The sequence below is a fragment of the Lysinibacillus sphaericus genome (assembly GCF_005217585.1).
GTDB lineage: Bacteria > Bacillota > Bacilli > Bacillales_A > Planococcaceae > Lysinibacillus > Lysinibacillus sphaericus.
In genome coordinates, this window is record NZ_SZPT01000002.1 from 272,337 (window position 1) to 290,474 (window position 18,138).

General features: G+C 38.6%; 17 protein-coding genes and 2 riboswitches. Of the genes, 7 read left to right on the forward strand and 10 right to left on the reverse strand.

Annotated elements, in window-relative coordinates; genetic code table 11:
• Positions 1 to 20 precede the first annotated feature (20 nt).
• The 7 genes from FC748_RS06925 to parE form a co-directional block, all read right to left on the reverse strand.
• Positions 21 to 770 carry a TatD family hydrolase gene (locus FC748_RS06925; RefSeq protein WP_108030966.1) on the reverse strand — a complete coding sequence of 250 codons (750 nt, stop codon included), beginning with the start codon at positions 768 to 770 and terminating at the stop codon, positions 21 to 23.
• A complete protein-coding gene (locus FC748_RS06930; protein WP_108030850.1) occupies positions 760 to 1,509 on the reverse strand; it encodes an ABC transporter ATP-binding protein in 750 nt (249 codons plus the stop codon). The genes FC748_RS06925 and FC748_RS06930 overlap by 11 nt, the downstream gene beginning before the upstream one ends.
• The gene (locus tag FC748_RS06935) at positions 1,484 to 2,245 is read right to left on the reverse strand and encodes an ABC transporter permease (protein WP_420798351.1); all 762 of its coding nucleotides are present in this window, start codon (positions 2,243 to 2,245) and stop codon (positions 1,484 to 1,486) included. Before FC748_RS06935 ends, FC748_RS06930 begins: the two co-directional genes overlap by 26 nt.
• An 8-nt stretch (positions 2,246 to 2,253) precedes the next feature.
• A complete protein-coding gene (locus FC748_RS06940; protein WP_108030852.1) occupies positions 2,254 to 2,547 on the reverse strand; it encodes a thiamine-binding protein in 294 nt (97 codons plus the stop codon).
• Positions 2,548 to 3,546 carry an ABC transporter substrate-binding protein gene (locus FC748_RS06945; RefSeq protein WP_108030853.1) on the reverse strand — a complete coding sequence of 333 codons (999 nt, stop codon included), beginning with the start codon at positions 3,544 to 3,546 and terminating at the stop codon, positions 2,548 to 2,550.
• A 200-nt stretch (positions 3,547 to 3,746) separates the two neighbouring features.
• Positions 3,747 to 3,858, reverse strand: a riboswitch (TPP riboswitch).
• Between the two features lie 198 nt (positions 3,859 to 4,056).
• Positions 4,057 to 6,489 (reverse strand): DNA topoisomerase IV subunit A, encoded by a 2,433-nt coding sequence (gene parC / locus FC748_RS06950; RefSeq protein ID WP_108030854.1) that lies wholly within the window; start codon positions 6,487 to 6,489, stop codon positions 4,057 to 4,059.
• Entirely contained in the window at positions 6,486 to 8,462 is a 1,977-nt protein-coding gene (parE, locus tag FC748_RS06955; RefSeq protein ID WP_024361784.1) for a DNA topoisomerase IV subunit B, read from the reverse strand. Before parE ends, parC begins: the two co-directional genes overlap by 4 nt.
• A 655-nt stretch (positions 8,463 to 9,117) precedes the next feature.
• Here parE and plsY point away from each other — a divergent pair.
• The 6 genes from plsY to FC748_RS06985 all read left to right on the forward strand — a co-directional run bounded on the left by plsY (position 9,118) and on the right by FC748_RS06985 (position 14,359).
• The gene (plsY, locus tag FC748_RS06960) at positions 9,118 to 9,720 is read left to right on the forward strand and encodes a glycerol-3-phosphate 1-O-acyltransferase PlsY (protein WP_024361785.1); all 603 of its coding nucleotides are present in this window, start codon (positions 9,118 to 9,120) and stop codon (positions 9,718 to 9,720) included.
• Positions 9,721 to 9,739: 19 nt separating this feature from the next.
• A complete protein-coding gene (locus tag FC748_RS06965) occupies positions 9,740 to 10,030 on the forward strand; it encodes a HesB/YadR/YfhF family protein (protein ID WP_024361786.1) in 291 nt (96 codons plus the stop codon).
• Positions 10,031 to 10,175: 145 nt separating this feature from the next.
• Complete coding sequence (locus tag FC748_RS06970; protein WP_025219467.1) at positions 10,176 to 11,711, forward strand: spore germination protein; 1,536 nt, start codon at positions 10,176 to 10,178, stop codon at positions 11,709 to 11,711.
• A gap of 28 nt (positions 11,712 to 11,739) precedes the next feature.
• A complete protein-coding gene (locus FC748_RS06975; protein ID WP_024361788.1) occupies positions 11,740 to 12,936 on the forward strand; it encodes a Ger(x)C family spore germination protein in 1,197 nt (398 codons plus the stop codon).
• Between the two features lie 6 nt (positions 12,937 to 12,942).
• A complete protein-coding gene (locus FC748_RS06980) occupies positions 12,943 to 13,173 on the forward strand; it encodes a hypothetical protein (RefSeq protein ID WP_024361789.1) in 231 nt (76 codons plus the stop codon).
• A gap of 28 nt (positions 13,174 to 13,201) precedes the next feature.
• Positions 13,202 to 14,359, forward strand: coding sequence for a GerAB/ArcD/ProY family transporter (locus tag FC748_RS06985; RefSeq protein ID WP_108030855.1), 1,158 nt, complete (start codon positions 13,202 to 13,204; stop codon positions 14,357 to 14,359).
• Between the two features lie 77 nt (positions 14,360 to 14,436).
• On the opposite strand, the gene metA is transcribed toward FC748_RS06985, so the two are convergent.
• Positions 14,437 to 15,372: a homoserine O-acetyltransferase MetA gene (metA, locus tag FC748_RS06990; protein ID WP_024361791.1), complete on the reverse strand. Its 936-nt coding sequence runs from the start codon at positions 15,370 to 15,372 to the stop codon at positions 14,437 to 14,439.
• 100 nt (positions 15,373 to 15,472) lie between these two features.
• A riboswitch (SAM riboswitch) is annotated at positions 15,473 to 15,582 on the reverse strand.
• 243 nt (positions 15,583 to 15,825) lie between these two features.
• Between metA and FC748_RS06995 the strand changes: the two genes are divergently transcribed.
• Entirely contained in the window at positions 15,826 to 16,197 is a 372-nt protein-coding gene (locus tag FC748_RS06995; protein WP_024361792.1) for a nucleotide excision repair endonuclease, read from the forward strand.
• A 95-nt stretch (positions 16,198 to 16,292) separates the two neighbouring features.
• Here FC748_RS06995 and panF read toward each other — a convergent pair whose 3' ends face one another.
• Both panF and FC748_RS07005 read right to left on the reverse strand, forming a co-directional pair.
• On the reverse strand, positions 16,293 to 17,738 hold the full coding sequence (gene panF / locus FC748_RS07000; protein WP_025219465.1) for a sodium/pantothenate symporter: 1,446 nt from the start codon (positions 17,736 to 17,738) through the stop codon (positions 16,293 to 16,295).
• Positions 17,738 to 18,001 carry a YhdT family protein gene (locus tag FC748_RS07005; RefSeq protein ID WP_024361794.1) on the reverse strand — a complete coding sequence of 88 codons (264 nt, stop codon included), beginning with the start codon at positions 17,999 to 18,001 and terminating at the stop codon, positions 17,738 to 17,740. The genes panF and FC748_RS07005 overlap by 1 nt, the downstream gene beginning before the upstream one ends.
• Positions 18,002 to 18,138: the final 137 nt, after the last annotated feature.

The following is an 18,138-nucleotide window of genomic DNA, read 5'->3' on the forward strand; positions in this document are numbered from 1 at the left end:
TGGCTGTTTTTGTCGTGTCTTTATAAATCGTAAAATAATTTTGTGTTTCGTGTCAAAGTATTGGCCGCTTCTTGCGTTGTTATACCTTTAAGCGTTGCAATGACTTCGATACTTTTAGCCATCATAGACGGCGATGTTCGAGCCTTATCAAAAGGTCCTTCAAATGGCCAAGGTCCATCTGTTTCCACCATCATCAGTTCCAATGGATACTTTGTAATCAAATCTTGTATTTCCGCTTCATAAACACAATCAGGCGTAATGGAAATATAATAACCATTATGTATCATACGTACAATTGCCTCTTCACTTCCCTTGAACCAATGAAAATGAGCTTTCTTTACACCATGTTTCTCAAGTAAATCACAAGCGATTAGTGCATCCTCATAAACAGCATGTAACACTATCGGTTTGTGAAGTTCTTGCGCTAACAGAATAAATTGTTCTAATAACGCAATATAAGGGCGCTCATCCAATACATGCGTCTGTTTTCGATAATAAGGTAAACCAACCTCTCCAACAGCAATCGTCTCACTAGCATGCAGTCGTATCCAATCAAATAAAGCTTCTTTCTCCCTATCATTAGGCAACGACTGTTCAGGATGAAAACCATACGCTGCCTTGACCTTCGCATAGGCTCTCGATAACTTCAGCGTTTTCTCACAAGATTGTAAGTCCGTACTGACCGCTATAACCGTTTGCGCCTCATCAAGTAGCAAAGGTACTTCTTCTTCTTGATACTGATCTAAATGAATATGTGCATCAATCAACATATGCATCGTCCTTTTCTTCCTTTAAATACTGAAAAAGTTGTTGTTTTAACTGTGTAAATTGAGTGGAATGACGAATTTCCTCGGAACGTGGTCGTGCAAACGGCACAGTTATTTCTTCCTTAACCGTCGCTGGACGTTTCGTTAATACAATAATGCGATCCGCTAAAAATAGCGCTTCTTCGATACTATGTGTCACGAATAGGATAGATTTTTTATGTTCCTCCCAAATAGATAACAACCATGCCTGCATTTCTAATCTTGTAAACTCATCGAGTGCTGAAAAAGGTTCATCTAAGCAGAGTATCGGTTTCCCACTGACGATAGCACGCAAAAATGATACACGCTGCTGCATGCCTCCTGATAATGCATGCGGATAAGCATTTTCAAACGAAGCAAGACCAACCTTTTCTAGCCACGCTTTGGCAAGCTCTTTATTCGGACGACGCTGCAATTCCTCAACAATCATGACATTTTCTAAAATCGTCCGCCACGGTAATAAGCAAGGTTGTTGGGGCATATAGCCAATGCTACCTGTTTTTCGTTGAATATTGTCTCCATTTAACAAAATAGCGCCGTGATCGACAGGCGTTATTCCTCCTATCAATTGAAAGAGTGTGCTTTTTCCGCTACCTGAAGGACCAATGATTGCCACAAATTCACCTTCCTGTACGGTAAAGGATAAATTATACACTACTTCAAGCGAGCCAAAGGACTTAGATATGTCTTGAATGTTCAGCATGTGCGCCCCTCCCCTTTACAACAAGCTTTTCTACAAAACGAATCACACTAAATAACAATAAACTTAATAAGACAATCGCAAATATCGCTACAAAGACGCGATCCGTTCGAAACGATGATTGTGCGAGCGTCATATAAACACCAATTCCCTTTTTTGCACCAAGCCATTCAGCAATGACCGCTCCCATCACACTATAGGTCGCCGCAATTTTAATACCGGAAAAGATGGATGGATACGCATAAGGCCATTCTAATTTCCAAAATGTTTGCCCCTTCGTAGCACCAATCATTGCAAAATAATGTTTGAGCTCAGGGGAGGTTTGACGAAACCCATCCATCGTCGCGATAACGATTGGAAAGAAGCAAACGAGACAAATAATAATCAGCTTGGGTAACAGGCCAAAGCCAAACCAAATAATTAATAATGGCGCTAAAACGAGCACTGGCACATTTTGAGACACAATAAGAATCGGATAAACAAACGCTCTAATTGTTGATGAGCGATGTAAAAATACCGCAACGCTTAAGCCACACATCACACCAATAGCAAGCCCTAATAATGCTAGCTGAATCGTGGCCCAAACATGGGGAATAAACGTTGAATACGATTCAATACCTTCAATCATAATGGCACTTGGCGCTGGCAATAGCCAATGCGGGATATCAGCTACACGTATAATAAGTTCCCATATGAATAAGAGGAAGGCGATAAAAATAATCGACCTTCCTTTCAGCATTACCTGTTTCACCCTCGATATTTCTCCGTTAATGTTCCCATTGTAATACCAGCTGGCTGATATAAAATTTTCACTTGTGTAATAACATTGATAGCGCCTAAGTCAATCATCTTTTTATTCATCTCTTCAATAATTTGTAACAAAGTGGATAATTCACCCTCCATTGTTGTTTCCAGTGGATGCACCTCATAGTGCACACCGGAAGCATCGATTACAGCAATTGCCGCATCTACAAATGGGATCACATCCTCATATTTTTCTGTTTTAGGTATGATTTGTACACTAATTAATGTATTCGCCATTTATTTTGCACCTTTCTTTGGTAAGAAGTCGTTTGTAAATGCTTGTTGTGCATTAAAGTCGCCTTCTAAAACGTTATTCTGTGTCATCCAGTCCGCATAGTTTTCCCAAACTGCTAACTTTTGTTCTCCCCATTGCGCCGCATCGTCTTGATATTTACCCGCTAACCATTCCTGACTTTTATGCACAAGCTCTTTATCCAAATCAGGTACCGCTTCAAGTAAAATATCAGCCGCTTCACTCGGATGCGCTATCGCATATTCATAGCCTTTGGCAGTAGCTGCGACAAATGCCTTTACGACATCAGGATTATCCTTTAACATCTTTTCATTCGTTGCCAATACAGGTGTGTAATAATCAAGCTGCTCACTATAGTCGGTTAAATACTGCATATTTAACTTTTCCCCACGAAGTTCTGCCTCAATACCTGTCCAAGCATAATAAATCCACGCAAAATCAATATCCTTTTGCATCATTGTGAAAAAGTCGATATCTCCCGCATTGACGATATCTAATTTGTTTATATCAGCATTTTCTGTTTGCATCAGTGACTGTAAAACAGCTTGTTCCACTGGAGCACCCCAGCCACCATAGGTTTTTCCTTCGTAATCTTTTGGTGATGTAATGCCTTTTGAAGCGAGTGATGCAAAACCTGAAGTATTATGTTGAATAATTGCCGCAATCGATACAAGTGGTACACCTTGTACACGAGCTTGCGTAATGCCTTCTTGGATGCTTACGCCAAACTCTGATTTCCCAGACGCCACAAGCTGATCAGCACCTGCATCACCTGGTAAAATAATCTCTACGTCTAAGCCTTGCTCTTTAAAATAGCCAAGCTTTTGCGCCACATAAAGTCCCGTATGATTCGTATTAGGTGTCCAGTCCAGTACAACTGATACTTTTTTTTCTGAACTGGCTTCCTCTTTTTTGTCTTCTTTTGCGCTACACCCAACTAATGTAATTAGTGCAGCAACCATAATGATTAACCATTTTTTCATGCTATATCCTCCTAGCAAGTAATTTGAAAGTGTTCATGATTGAATGTTTCACCAGAAGAAAAGCGTATGCTGTTTTTAATCCGTTTGCAGACGATGCTCATTGTTTTCTATCTGCTTAAGGGAATTCATCATCCTTAAACAAAAAACGCCTAGGAATTATCCCAGGCGTTTGCAAACGGTATCAAAAAATAGTGTACGAATATTTTTGAATAGATGTTCCCTACGCTGGTACGAGCCAAATCAGGTTCAAAGGGTCAGCATCTGAACGGACGCAATCTCAGCTGGCAACTTCCAGCCCCCCTACATTCTTAACTTATGAACTTTTCGTTGATTATTATACCCCTATCTATCTTCAAATGACAAGCTCGTATTTTTAAACCTTTAAAATCAGCCTTGCTGTCGATGCCTATCATAAGCGAGCAAACTTCTTTCTAATTAGTAATTCGTTTTCCAAAGCATTTTGCTAGATGAAAAAAGCCCAGTTCTGTATAAGAACATGGGCATAATAAATTATTCCTCTTCTTTTTTCATTTTCATTACATGAGAAATGGTACCGTCTGTAGCGATATCTATTTTAAAGGAGCCATTCGAATGGCGATCTGCGCGCGTTAAACCTTTGACATCAATGATTTCTTTTACGCCTTTTTCTGTTTCAACAATGACTTGCTCCTGATCACTTGCTTTTACTACCGCAACAATACGATGTGGATTGGCTTTTAATTCGGTTAACACTTTTAAACCACGTTTTGCTCTACTTGCCATATCGACTTCAGCGACATTCATCTTCTTCACAGCACCTCGTTGGGTAACAATCACGACATACTCTGTATCAGACGGCTTTAATATTGTTACACCAACAAGTACTTCCCCATCTTTTAACGTGATACCTTTCACGCCACCCGTTTTAACACCTGTGACAGGAAGTTCTTCAATTGGGAAGCGGATAGCGTAGGCTGTATCAGTAATCAATAACAGCTCTGCCTCGTCTGAAACAATATCCGCCATGATCATTTCATCGCCTGATTTGACATTCATCGTCTTAATCGGCTTCGAATAACGTGTTACTGCATAATCTGGCAGTGGCGAGCGCTTAATTTGCCCTTCCTTTGTAGCGGTTAAAATATAGGTGTTTGGCTGTTCAAAGGAATCAAAACCATAGACCGCAATAATTGTTTCATCTTCCCCTGTTGGCACTATACTTGAGATATGCTGACCAAGATCTTTCCAACGAATATCCGGCAATTCATGTACAGGCTGATAAATATAATTCCCACGATTTGTGAACAACAACAGATGATGCTGGGTATTTAACGTTGCCTCATACAGTAAATAATCGGAGTCTTTCATGGCAAAATCTTGTCCATTAGATGCTGCATGCGAACGTGTGGATGTGCGCTTAATATAGCCATCCTTCGTCACTGTGACCACAACATCTTCACTTGGAACAAGCACGTCTAACGTAATTTTAATTTCTTCAATCTCTTGTTCGATTTTCGAACGGCGTGGTTCATAAAAACGTTTTTTAATGTCGAGTAATTCTTGTTTAATGACACGTACAAGTTTCGCCCCGCTATGCAAAATACCTTCTAGTTTCGCAATCAGTGCATTTAACTCATCTTGTTCACGACGTAGCTCTGTAATATCCGTATTCGTTAAACGGTATAATTGTAAGCTCACAATCGCCTCCGATTGCACTTCAGTAAAGTCAAATTTCACCTGTAAATTTGTTTTTGCGTCGCGCTTATCATTCGATGAACGAATTGTTGCAATTACTTCATCTAAAATCGACAGTGCTTTAATCAAGCCATCAACAATATGAGAACGGTCTTTTGCCTTTTGTAAATCATAAATGGAGCGGTTTGTCACCACTTCTTTTTGATGGGCTATGTACGCATCAAGTAGCAGTGGCAATGTCATCATCGTTGGACGACGATTATGGATCGCAATCATATTAAAGTTATAGGCTACTTGCAAATCAGTAGTTTTAAATAAGTAATTTAAAATGCCCTGTGCTGGCACGTCTTTTTTTAACTCAATCACGACACGTAAACCAGTACGGTCTGATTCATCTCGAATTTCTGCAATGCCTTCCAGGCGTTTATCGACGCGTTGTTCATCAATTTTCTTTACAAGATTTGCCTTATTCACATCATAAGGTAACTCTGTAATAACGATTTGCTCTTTCCCACCTTTTAATGGTTCAATGGCTGCTTGAGCTCGAACAATAATTTTACCGCGTCCAGTTTCATATGCCTTTTTAATACCATCGACACCTTGAATAATCCCTCCTGTTGGGAAGTCAGGGCCTTTAATCACCGTCATTAGCTCATCGACAGTCGAATTCGGTTGATCTAAACGCATTAAAACGGCATCTAACACCTCATCAAGTGCATGTGGGGGAATATCTGTGGCATAACCAGCAGATATTCCTGTCGACCCGTTGACAAGCAAATTCGGGAAGCGAGCAGGCAATACTGTTGGCTCCATATCCTGATCATCAAAATTCGGTACAAACTCCACTGTCTTTTTACCGATATCACGTAACATTTCAGCTGCAATTGCTGACAATCTTGCTTCTGTATAACGCATCGCAGCAGGTGGATCTCCATCAACAGAACCATTATTTCCGTGCATTTCAATCAGCATATGGCGCGCTTTCCAATCTTGACTCATTCGCACCATCGCTTCATATACCGAACTATCACCGTGTGGATGATAGTTACCGATTACATTCCCGACCGTTTTGGCAGACTTACGGAACGGTTTATCGTTCGTATTGCCTTCTGTATACATCGCAAATAAAATACGTCGCTGTACAGGTTTAAGACCGTCGCGCGCATCTGGCAACGCTCGGTCTTGAATAATATACTTACTATAACGACCAAAACGGTCTCCCATTACTTCTTCTAATGGTAAATCTTGAAACTTTTCCGTACTACTCATGCTTGGTCCTCCTCTTGTTGGATGAATTCATTGTCTAAAATGTTCGAATCATCCTCCATGCCGAAGTTAACATTTGCTTCGATCCATTTACGGCGCGGCTCTACCTTATCGCCCATTAACGTTGTCACGCGACGCTCAGCACGTGCCCCATCTTCAATCGTGACACGAATTAACGTCCGTGTCTCAGGGTTCATCGTTGTATCCCACAGTTGGTCAGCATTCATCTCACCAAGTCCTTTATAACGTTGTAGGATATAGCCTTTCCCCACTTTTTTAATGGCTTTTTGTAAATCATTTTCGGTCCAAGCATATTCAATGACCTCTTTTTTCCCTACACCCTTTGATACTTTATAAAGTGGTGGTAACGCAATAAATACTTTACCAGCCTCAATTAATGGGCGCATATAACGATAGAAGAATGTTAATAGGAGCACCTGAATATGTGCGCCATCCGTATCAGCATCGGTCATAATGACAACTTTATCGTAGGCTGAATCTTCTACTGAGAAATCCGCTCCAACTCCTGCACCAATAGCATGAATAATTGTGGAAATCTCCTCGTTTTTCATAATATCTTGGAGCTTCGCTTTTTCGGTATTAATGACTTTACCGCGCAACGGTAAAATCGCCTGAAACGTACGATCTCGCCCTTGTTTCGCTGAACCGCCAGCAGAATCACCTTCGACTAAATATAATTCGTTTTTCGCAGCATTGCGAGATTGTGCAGGTGTTAGCTTTCCTGAAAGAATCGTACTTCCTTTTTTACTTTTCTTCCCGTTACGAGCATCTTCGCGTGCTTTTCGCGCCGCTTCACGTACTTGTTGCGCACGAATCGCTTTTCGCACAAGCGATGCAGACAATTCCGCATTTTCTTCTAGCACATATAAAACTTGTTCAGAGACAACACTATCGACTACCGAACGCGCTTCACTTGTACCGAGCTTTCCTTTCGTTTGCCCCTCAAATTGTAGTAAATGTTCAGGAATACGGACAGAAACAATTGCTGCTAAACCTTCGCGAATATCTGTCCCTTCAAGATTTTTATCTTTATCTTTTAGTAATCCTATTTTCCGTGCATATTCATTGAAAACTCTTGTCAAGGCAGCTTTTGCACCGGTTTCATGCGTACCACCATCACGTGTACGGACGTTGTTTACAAACGATAAGATTGTTTCTGAATAACCATCGTTGAATTGGAAGGCAAATTCAACTTCGATATCGTCTTGCTCACCCTCTACATATTTGACAGGATGAAGAACATCTTTTTCCTCATTCAAATACGCAACGAAAGCTTCAATGCCGTTTTCGTAAAAGAAAACATCACCTTTGCCTTCCTCGCGTTGATCAATTAACTCAATTTTTAATCCTTTTAATAAAAATGCAGACTCACGTAAACGTTCTGCCAGTGTATCATAATTAAATTTTGTGACGGAAAAGATCGTGTCATCTGGCAGGAAATGTACAAGTGTGCCTGTTTGCTTTGTCTGTCCGATTTCTTCTAAAGTCGTCACAGGATGTCCACCGTTTTCAAAACGCTGTTTATATTTTTTGCCATCGCGATGAATCGTCACTTCTAAAAATGTCGATAAGGCATTAACAACGGATGAGCCAACACCGTGTAAGCCGCCACTCGTTTTATAGCCTCCTTGTCCAAATTTACCACCTGCATGTAAGACTGTGAAAATAATTTCAGGGGTAGGTTTGCCCATTTTATGCATACCTGTTGGCATTCCACGTCCAAAATCGCGAACGCTTAAACTTTGATCTTTATGAATTGTGACAATGATATGAGAACCAAAGCCAGCAAGTGCTTCATCCACCGCATTATCTACGATTTCATATACAAGGTGATGAAGTCCTCTGCCATCTGTGGAACCGATATACATGCCGGGTCGCTTTCGTACCGCTTCTAATCCTTCTAATACTTGAATTGCGTCATCATTATAGACGCTAGGTGACTGTTTATTCGCCAAAAGATTCCCCTCCAAAAAACAAACGCATGTTCTGATTACGTTCTCATCCTAATAATAATAGCATTTCCTGTCAATAGCTAGTGACAGATATATATTTTTTTAATTACGCTACAACGTAATTGCTTCTATGAACTTTGTTTAGAGGCCAATCAAGGGCAGGCTGCTGTCATGAATGACGGCACTTATTTTAAGCTTACTGCCTTGTACGACCAAACAAAAATCCACGACAACTGTAGAGGCGCTATCTTCACTAAAGCGAGCATTGAACGCCTTCTAATTACTTAACATTACAGCCTACCAAAACATCATCGGTAGGCGTTTTCTGTTGAGTGATGATTTTTAATAGCTTCACAAGAGAAATTAAAGATAGACTTCTATTCTACCAAAGGAATGTATGATTGACAAAATTGCCATTTTACCTATATTTTAAGAAAGCACTTAGGTATTAATACAATACTAGTTCCGAATAACCGTACATAAGCTATCATAAGCCTGTGACTTTTGAAATCATGAAGTACTATTTCCTTTTGTATTGAATTCAAGGCTCATGATGAAATCTCCTTCATATCATTGTAGATTAAAGAGAAAAAGTGTAAAATACTTGTTACAAACTATTAGTACCAAGTGTTATTATTTGGATGAAAGGAGTCCACCTATGTTAAACGGACTTATTATTTTATGTGCCTATCTCATCGGCTCTATACCTTCTGGGTTATGGATTGGCAAAATATTTTACAAAACAGATATTCGCGAGCATGGTAGTGGCAATTTAGGGGCTACCAATACTTTCCGTATATTAGGAAAAAAAGCGGGTTTAGTGGTGACGGTGATGGATGTTTTAAAAGGAACAGCAGCCGTGTTACTAGTGACGCTACCAGTATTTGCTGATGTCACGATCCACTCACTTATTTTAGGGCTTGTTGCGGTCATTGGACATATGTTCCCAATCTTTGCAAATTTCCGTGGCGGTAAAGCGGTTGCTACTTCAGCTGGCGTCCTTCTAGGCTATTCTTGGCCTCTATTCATTTTACTATTCATCACTTTTATCGTAACATTAAAGCTCACGAAAATTGTCAGCCTCACATCCATGATTGCGGCACTCGTCGCATTAATTTATTCGATAATCTATTATTTTGTGACAGGCGACTTTGCATTAGGGATTTTAGTAGCCTTTTTATTTACCTTTATCATTTATCGACACCGAGCAAATATTTCGCGCATTAAAAATGGCACGGAGCCAAAAGTTAAATGGCTTTAAAAATGAAAGGAGTTCTCGCATGAATATCGCACTGACAGCGCAAGCTTTACAATGGTTTAAAAATGAAATGGAAGTCGAAAAAGGTGATTCAATTCGCTTTTATGCTAGATATGGCGGCTCAAGTCCATTTCATGAAGGTTTTTCCCTAGGGATGACACGTGAAGAACCGATTGAGATAGGCGTTCAAACTGTAGTAGACGATGTCACATACTATATTGACGAAAAAGATTTATGGTTTTTTAACGATTATACCTTACACGTTGATGTAGACGAACAACTTCACGAATTAAAGTATGACTATAAAAAATAACACAGTATTTCCTTTCGCTATTGAAAGGAAATGCTGTTTTTTTATTTCAAAACTAAACCATCTTAAGTTGACTTGTTTTGGTTTAGCTCTCCGCAAAATTGACCATCCTCATACTAGTCAATCTATACTCTGAGGAGGAATATAAATGCCCGTTTCAGAAAACAACAATACCTCCCAACAGCCATTAACGAATTTACTGCACACTTCGCTTTCAGAAAATATTTTTACAATCAAAGAAGCACTTGGTCATAGTAATGATGTGATTATTCGTGAAATTATTATCGACAAACTTGATTGTTTATCTATCGCCATTATCAACATTGATGGTATTTCTGACAAAACTGTTATTACGGATTTTATACTTGAAAATCTACTGCTTGAAATTGACAACGAACCGGAAAATAAAATTGACAACATAAATGACTATATGAAAAAACATTGTTTAGCGGTAGGTGATGTAAAAGATCTTTTTGATTTTACCGCATTATTTACGTCCATTTTAAATGGTGAGACCGTCATTTTATTAGAAGGGCAATCCGTGGCAATTGGAACAGATACTAAAAACGCAAAAGATCGAGCCGTCACCGAGCCACAAACAGAATCTGTGATTAGAGGGCCCCGCGAATCTTTTACTGAAACATTGCGGACCAACACAGCACTCATTCGTCGCAAAATAAAAAGCCCTAATCTTTGGATAAAATCTCGGGTCATAGGAGAGGTAACCCAAACAGATGTAGCTGTTATGTATATCAATGGCATAGCCAATGACAAAATTGTACAAGAGGTGCTTGACCGACTAGATCGAATTAAAATTGATGGTGTATTAGAAACCGGCTATATTGAGGATTTTATTCAGGACTCGAAATATTCCATATTTCCAATGATTTATAATACAGAACGGCCAGATGTTATTGCCGGTGAATTATTAGAAGGTCGAATTGCGATATTAGTGGATGGAACACCTCTTGTGTTAACCGTCCCTGTCGTATTTACATCCTTTTTACAGGCTGCAGAAGATTATTACCAAAATTGGATTATTAGTTCCCTAATCCGCCTTTTACGTTTTTTTGGTATTTCGCTTGCATTAATTATGCCTTCTTTATATGTGGCTATTACGACCTTTCATCAAGAAATGCTTCCGACGCCAATGCTTATTAGTATCGCTTCACAGCGAGAAGGCGTGCCCTTCCCCGCCGTCGTTGAAGCACTAATTATGGAAGTTGCCTTTGAAATATTGCGAGAGGCAGGTCTACGGATGCCAAGAACGATTGGTCCAGCCGTATCCATTGTCGGTACGTTAGTAATAGGACAAGCTGCCGTGGAAGCTGGCGTAGTATCCGCGGTGATGGTCATTATCGTGGCATTAACAGCCATTTGTAGTTTCCTGTTTCCTTCTTACGGCTTATCAAATACGATTCGTGTCCTACGCTTCCCTCTTATGATATTAGCTGCGATTTTTGGTTTATTTGGGGTGATGTTCGGCATTATGATGATTATCCTTCATTTATGTAGTTTAAGATCTTTTGGTGTACCATATATGAGTCCATTCGGGCCATTAATTGTAAAAGACCAAAAAGATGCGATGGTCTTGTTCCCACGCAGAAAGTTATTGACAAGACCGCGATTGGTTAGTCAAAAAAATAATGTTCGAGAACAACAATATCACGAAAAAAAGAACTAAACATTAAAGTGCAAATGAGGAATCCATCATGTCAAACAGAAAGATGATTTTGTTATTCTTAATCCTCACTTTATTATTGAGTGGTTGCTGGAGTAAGCGAGAATTAAACGAATTAGCAATCGTCGTGGCACTAGGTATCGATAAGGTCGATGAGGATTTTGAAGTTTCCATTCAAGTAGTAGATCCGAGTCAAATTTCTTCAAAGCAACCATCCAGTGGACGCGCACCCGTTGTTACCTACCATGCTAAAGGAAAAAGTGTGTTTGAGGCCATTAGAAGAATGACAACGTTAACACCTCGGAAACCTTATTTTGCTCATTTGCAAATTGTCGTAATAGGTGAAGAATTAGCAGAGGCAGGCTTAAACGAACCACTAGATTTTATTGCAAGAGATCATGAATTTAGAAACGACTTTGATCTTGTAGTATCTCATAAAACAGCGGCAAAAGAAGTGCTGAATGTCTTAACACCCATTGAAAAAATGCCCGCCAATAAATTATTAAATTCGATCAAAGTGTCGGAAAAATCATGGGGCTCAACCTTATCTGTTCGCACAGATGAATTGCTCAACACCCTTAGTGGTAAAGAAAAAAGTGCCGTTTTATCAGCAGTTGAGATACAAGGAGATTTGCAATTAGGGATTGACCAAACCAATGTAGAAAGAATTAAAACACCTGTTATTTTAAAATATGCGGGTATCGCTATGTTTAAAGAGGATAAATTAGTCGGGTTATTATCAGAAGATGACAGTATTTATTTTAATTACTTGAATAACAAAATTAAAAGTACAGTAGAAGTTCTCGCGTGCCCTAAAGGTGGAGAGTTATCCACTGAAATTACGAGTTCGTCCTCCAAAATTAAAGGGACTTTCAAAAATGGTACGCCGCACATCACAATAAAAATTGATGTTACGCAAAATATTGGTGAAGTGAATTGTGCCATTAATTTAACCCAAAACCACACCATTCAACAGATCGACAAAAAGACAGCAGAAAAGATAAAAGCACATACAGAAAAAACTTTAGCTATTATTCAGAAAAATTATAAGCTCGATTTATTAGGTTTTAGCGAGGCACTCCATCGCAGCGATCCGAAAAAGTGGGAAAAGATTCATAAAGAATGGTCAACACTTTATCCAACTGTACCTGTTACGATTCATGTACAGGTCACAACCCAAGGATTAGGAACAATCCAAAACTCATTATTGTACAATTCAAAGGAGTAACTCACGATGTTTATTAGCATGATCGTCATACTTGTTTCGTTGATGATTGCTTATATTATGATTCCCCCATTGTTGAAAAAAGGCGAAAAAAAAACAATATTCGCCTTTTCTATTTTATTGTTTATAGGCGCCATTTTAAATATCGCCATTGGTTTAAAAATAAATATCCCTAGCCCATTAGATTTTATTACATTTATTTTTACACCTATTAGGAAAATGTTATTATCATTTTTTTAATAAGAATGACTAGAAAGGGTAGTGACTAATGGAAAAACAATTACTTAGTGCCAGACAATTTACAATCATTACCCTTCTCCATTCTATCGGGACGGCCATATTAATTGTGCCAGCGAGCATTACAAAGCAGCTTCATCAAGATGCATGGATTGGCGCAACTATTGGCGTCTTATTAAGCTTTTTAATTGTAAAATTGTATACAAGCCTTGGAACTCAAACACCGCACCTTACGTTTGTCGAAGCAAATGGAAAAATTTTAGGTAAATTTTTTGGAACTTTGACCTCTCTAGGGTTTATCACTCTCGCATTTTTTTCAGCTAGTGAATTGTTATATTTTATTGGCATCTTTATGCAAACAGAAGTAATGCCCGAGACACCTACTTTGTCCTTTGCTGTATTATTTACCATTATTCTTGTTTTTGCATCGTTTCTAGGCATTGAAGTGTTTGCACGGTCAGCAGAAATCCTATTTCCTATATTTCTATTTATATTTATTGTATTTCTTGTTTGTATTTCGCCTCAAATTAATATTGAAAATATCCAACCTATTTTTGAAACAAAGACAACATCTTTAATAACCGGTATTCTTAAATTTATGAGTATTTTTTCATTCCCGCTCGTTATGTTACTTATGATTTTCCCTTCTGCTGTCAATATACCGAAAGCAGCACAAAAAGGATTTTATTTCGGCACGCTCTGCGGAGGAATTGTATTAATTATCATTATCGCCCTCTCAACACTCGTAATTGGTCCAACGAATACTTCCATTGAGTCATTTCCTAGCTATGCACTGGCTCAACGGATTTCTATAGGCAATTTCTTTCAACGTGTTGAAATTGTTATGGCTGTCATGTGGATTATCTCCATCTATATTCGAACTTTTCTCTATTTTTATGCTTCTGTAATAGGTATAGCACAAATCCTAAATATTAAAGATCCACGACCATTGATTTTGCCATTAGGAATGTGCATGATTGCGTTGTCTCAAATTGTTCATCCGAATATTGTGCATTCTAATAATTATAATCAAAAAATTTGGCCGCTGTATTCAGGCTTATTCACTGTCTTGTTAGCCCTCTTATTACTTGTCATTGCAAAAATGCGAAAGATAAAAAGCAAAACAGCCGGTGATTGTTCAAATCAACAAACTGACCAAAGTACATTGAACTCAAGTGAAACAACATAAAAAATCCAATTTCTCAGTATTTCGATTGAGAAATTGGATTTTTTAAATCTTCACAAAAGCAAATGGAAAGCGACAAATTAGATATGGTATTCAATTTCATCAACAAAATCCCATTCATACGGCGTTTCTTGATAAACATAGTAGTTTAGCCAATTGGAGAATAATAAATGGGTATGTGCTCGCCATGTATTAATAGGTTCTTTAGCAGGGTCATCATTTGGGAAATAGTTAACAGGCACTGCAATGTCGATTCCTTTTGCCACATCGCGACTATATTCATCGGCTAGTGTTGTCGCATCGTATTCTAAGTGCCCAGTAATCATAATATTTTTATTATCTTTTGATTGGACAATAAAAACGCCTGCATCTTCTGAATACGATAGTAAACGTAATTCCGGATGATTGCGTACTTCTTCGATTGAAACAGAAGTATACCGCGAATGTGGTGCTGTAAATAAATCACTAAATCCTCTTACTAAATCGACCGTTAAATCCGTAATCACATGTGAATATACACCCGAACACTTTTCTGGTAATTCAAATTTTCCGATGCCATAGTGATGATATAAGGCAGCCTGTGCACCCCAACAGATATGCAAGACAGATGTGACATTTTTAGCAGACCAATCCATTATCTCTGAGATTTCTTCCCAATAATTCACTTCTTCAAATGCCATTTTTTCCACTGGTGCACCCGTAATAATCATCCCGTCAAAGCGACGATGGCGTATCTCGTTAAATGTTGAATAAAAGAGTTGTAAATGCGATTTACTAACATTTTTAGACTCGTGTGTTGCCGTATTTAAAAATGTTATATTGACTTGTAATGGCGTATTTCCAAGCAATCGAAGTAATTGTAATTCTGTTTTCTCTTTTTCCGGCATTAAATTAAATATTAAAATATTTAACGGACGAATTTGTTGTGTTTTGGCACGATCTTCTTCCATGACGAATATTTTTTCCTCACGTAAATGTTCTCCAGCTGGTAAGTTTTTCGGAATATTAATTGGCATATTGTTGTCCCCTTTTCTTTCATTTTTTTCTCTCTATGTAAATTAAAAAATCCCCCTCATTCCATAAGAGCAAGAATGAGAAGGATAATTATCACGTTCACTCTTATCTCTCAAAGGAAAAATCCTTTGGTGGAATTAGCACCTTTCTAACAATGTTAGAGGTTGCTGAAGCGTCATAGGGCCAAATCCCTCAGCTTCTCTTGATAAGATTATTCAATTAAAAAGAATTGTATCATGAACAATTAAGAATTTCAATAATACATAGAATATTTTGTATTTAAACGAATGGAAGCTTATGAATTGTTAAACACTACTATCAAGTTATATTTTTGACAGCCAGTCCCAATTCTAATAGGCATACACGAAAATTAATGGAACCAATAAATCGTAATGGCAATCATAGAGGTATTATGTTAACATATACCTTTAGTAACAGAGAGGAACGTGAATATTTTGATTAAAATTGAACTCCCAAAACCAGACTTAGTAATTCGTCAACGTGAGCAAGTATTAAAACCAGGGGATGTAGAAATTACGCCTTTCCACGGTTTTATTGATTTCCATAAAATCACTCGCGAAAAAGGTGGCATTTTCTTATTTTATAATGAAAAAAATGAGCTATTATTTGTAGGGAAAGCACGTAAAATTCGCCAACGTATTAAAAAGCATTTTGAAGATAATGTATCACCAATGAAAAAATACCGTGATGAAATTTTCAAAATCGAAGTGTATGAAATTGATGATCCAATGGAACGTGAAATTTACGAAACATATGCGATTAACACATTCCGCGCAAAATATAATCTAGATAAAGTATTTTATTAAGATTCAAGCCGTTAGCATACATGATGCTAACGGTTTTTCTATTCTATAGTGGCAAAAAGAAAAACCCCAAGCGTTGTCACTCGAGGTTTTCATCATTAGAAAAATAGTTTTTCATCTTTAAATTTATGAGCTGTTAGCCAACTGACAATAACAAAGATAATCAATGAAGCTACTATCGGGATGGTCACCGTATGCATACCAAAAATCGTCGGATAAAAGCGATCAATCATAATATATAACGTCATGCCCGTAATCATGGACGCAATCGCCCCGTATTTATTGGCTTTTTTCCAATACAACCCTAGCACAACTGACCAAATAAAGACAGCCTCTAAGCCACCAAATGCAAATAAATTGAGCCAAACAAGTAAATCTGGCGGATTTAACGCAAATACAACGACTGCCAAACCAATCACCGTTGTTACCACGAAGCTAGCACGCTTAATTTCTCGATCATTGGCAGTGGGCTTGATATAGTTTAAATAAATATCCTTTACCACTGTTGAACTAACTAGCATAAGCAACGCATTCACGGTAGACATCGTCGCTGCCATTGGAGCTGCTAACACAATGCCCGCTAAAAACGGCGGCAGCACTTTTAACGTAAGCAACGGCATCACCTTATCACCAATTTCAATGCCAGGAATTACTGGACGGGCTAATACACCAATCAAGTGCATCCCGAACATAATTGTCCCAATAGCAATTGTGCCAATAATAATCGCTAAATGCATACTTTTGGAATCTTTATAGCTCATGGCGCGGACTGCTATTTGAGGAAGCCCTACCACACCAATGCCGATTAAAATCCAAAATGTTGAGACGTACAATGGTGTCAGTTCCCCTTCAGCACCAAATGGTGACACTAGGTTTGGATTTTCCGCAACAAGGGACGTCATAATTTGATCGATGCCACCACCGGCAACGATTGTCCCAATCAGTAAAATTACAGTACCAATCACCATAATGGAACCTTGAACCGTATCCGTTAACGCTACAGCACGGAATCCTCCGATAATCACATAAATTAATACTGAAACAGCAAAAATAAAGAGTGCTGCTGTATAGTTAAGACCTGTTAATGATTCAATTAAGCGCGCGCCCCCGACCCATTGTGCCATCATCGCAGAAAATAAAAAGACAATAATACTAATCGCTGACAATATAACGATGACATGGCTTTTGTAGCGTTCACGTAAAAAATCAATTAATGTAATCGCTTGATAGCGGCGAGCAATAATGGCAAATTTCTTGCCTAGTATCATCAGTACAAAATAGCCTGCTGGCAGTTGAGCCATCGCTAACAAGACCCATCCAAGCCCTTTATTATAAGCAACACCCGGTCCACCGATAAAGCTGCTTGCACTACCATACGTGGCAATCATCGTCATTGCTAGGATAAAGCCGCCCATTTCACGACCGCCAAGAAAATATTCCTGTAAAAATGAATTCGATGAACGAACATGCTTATTCGCCCATATGCCAATCCCAAAAATAATAATTAAAAAAACAAGAAGCGGAAAAATAACTTGCCAATGCATTATTCATCCACCTCCCCGTCATCAAATGGTACCTCTTTAAAAAAGAGCTTTAAGACGAGCCAGATTAATACAATCATAAAACCTGTTCCAGCGATGCAACTATAGAAAAACCACGCTGGGAAACCCAATACATACGAATACGCTGTTGGATCCCCCGAACCTAGACCATAGGCAAAGCCATACCAAATCGCAAAGTTGACAAATACAAGCCCAATGCCAATAAGCGCCTCACGATGCGCAATTTTAAAGCGTTGATCTTTCAAAATAGAATCCCCCTAACCTACTCTATTTTACTGTGATGTAGGACTAATGGGAAGCATTGTGAGAAAAGTAGATAAAAAAAGCAAAAGTTAGCGAACAATCCCTATCAACTGGGTATCTTACAAGGCTCCAATCCAAA

What these genes read in the sequence shown, in the direction of transcription:
- FC748_RS06975 (WP_024361788.1), top strand. Translation starts at nt 11,740, where the DNA reads ATGTCAAACAGAAAGATGATTTTGTTATTCTTAATCCTCACTTTATTA.
- FC748_RS06925 (WP_108030966.1), bottom strand. Translation starts at nt 770, where the DNA reads ATGTTGATTGATGCACATATTCATTTAGATCAGTATCAAGAAGAAGAA.
- FC748_RS06965 (WP_024361786.1), top strand. Translation starts at nt 9,740, where the DNA reads ATGAATATCGCACTGACAGCGCAAGCTTTACAATGGTTTAAAAATGAA.
- FC748_RS06970 (WP_025219467.1), top strand. Translation starts at nt 10,176, where the DNA reads ATGCCCGTTTCAGAAAACAACAATACCTCCCAACAGCCATTAACGAAT.
- FC748_RS06945 (WP_108030853.1), bottom strand. Translation starts at nt 3,546, where the DNA reads ATGAAAAAATGGTTAATCATTATGGTTGCTGCACTAATTACATTAGTT.
- FC748_RS06980 (WP_024361789.1), top strand. Translation starts at nt 12,943, where the DNA reads ATGTTTATTAGCATGATCGTCATACTTGTTTCGTTGATGATTGCTTAT.
- parC (WP_108030854.1), bottom strand. Translation starts at nt 6,489, where the DNA reads ATGAGTAGTACGGAAAAGTTTCAAGATTTACCATTAGAAGAAGTAATG.
- plsY (WP_024361785.1), top strand. Translation starts at nt 9,118, where the DNA reads ATGTTAAACGGACTTATTATTTTATGTGCCTATCTCATCGGCTCTATA.
- panF (WP_025219465.1), bottom strand. Translation starts at nt 17,738, where the DNA reads ATGCATTGGCAAGTTATTTTTCCGCTTCTTGTTTTTTTAATTATTATT.
- FC748_RS06935 (WP_420798351.1), bottom strand. Translation starts at nt 2,245, where the DNA reads ATGCTGAAAGGAAGGTCGATTATTTTTATCGCCTTCCTCTTATTCATA.
- FC748_RS06940 (WP_108030852.1), bottom strand. Translation starts at nt 2,547, where the DNA reads ATGGCGAATACATTAATTAGTGTACAAATCATACCTAAAACAGAAAAA.
- metA (WP_024361791.1), bottom strand. Translation starts at nt 15,372, where the DNA reads ATGCCAATTAATATTCCGAAAAACTTACCAGCTGGAGAACATTTACGT.
- FC748_RS06985 (WP_108030855.1), top strand. Translation starts at nt 13,202, where the DNA reads ATGGAAAAACAATTACTTAGTGCCAGACAATTTACAATCATTACCCTT.
- FC748_RS06930 (WP_108030850.1), bottom strand. Translation starts at nt 1,509, where the DNA reads ATGCTGAACATTCAAGACATATCTAAGTCCTTTGGCTCGCTTGAAGTA.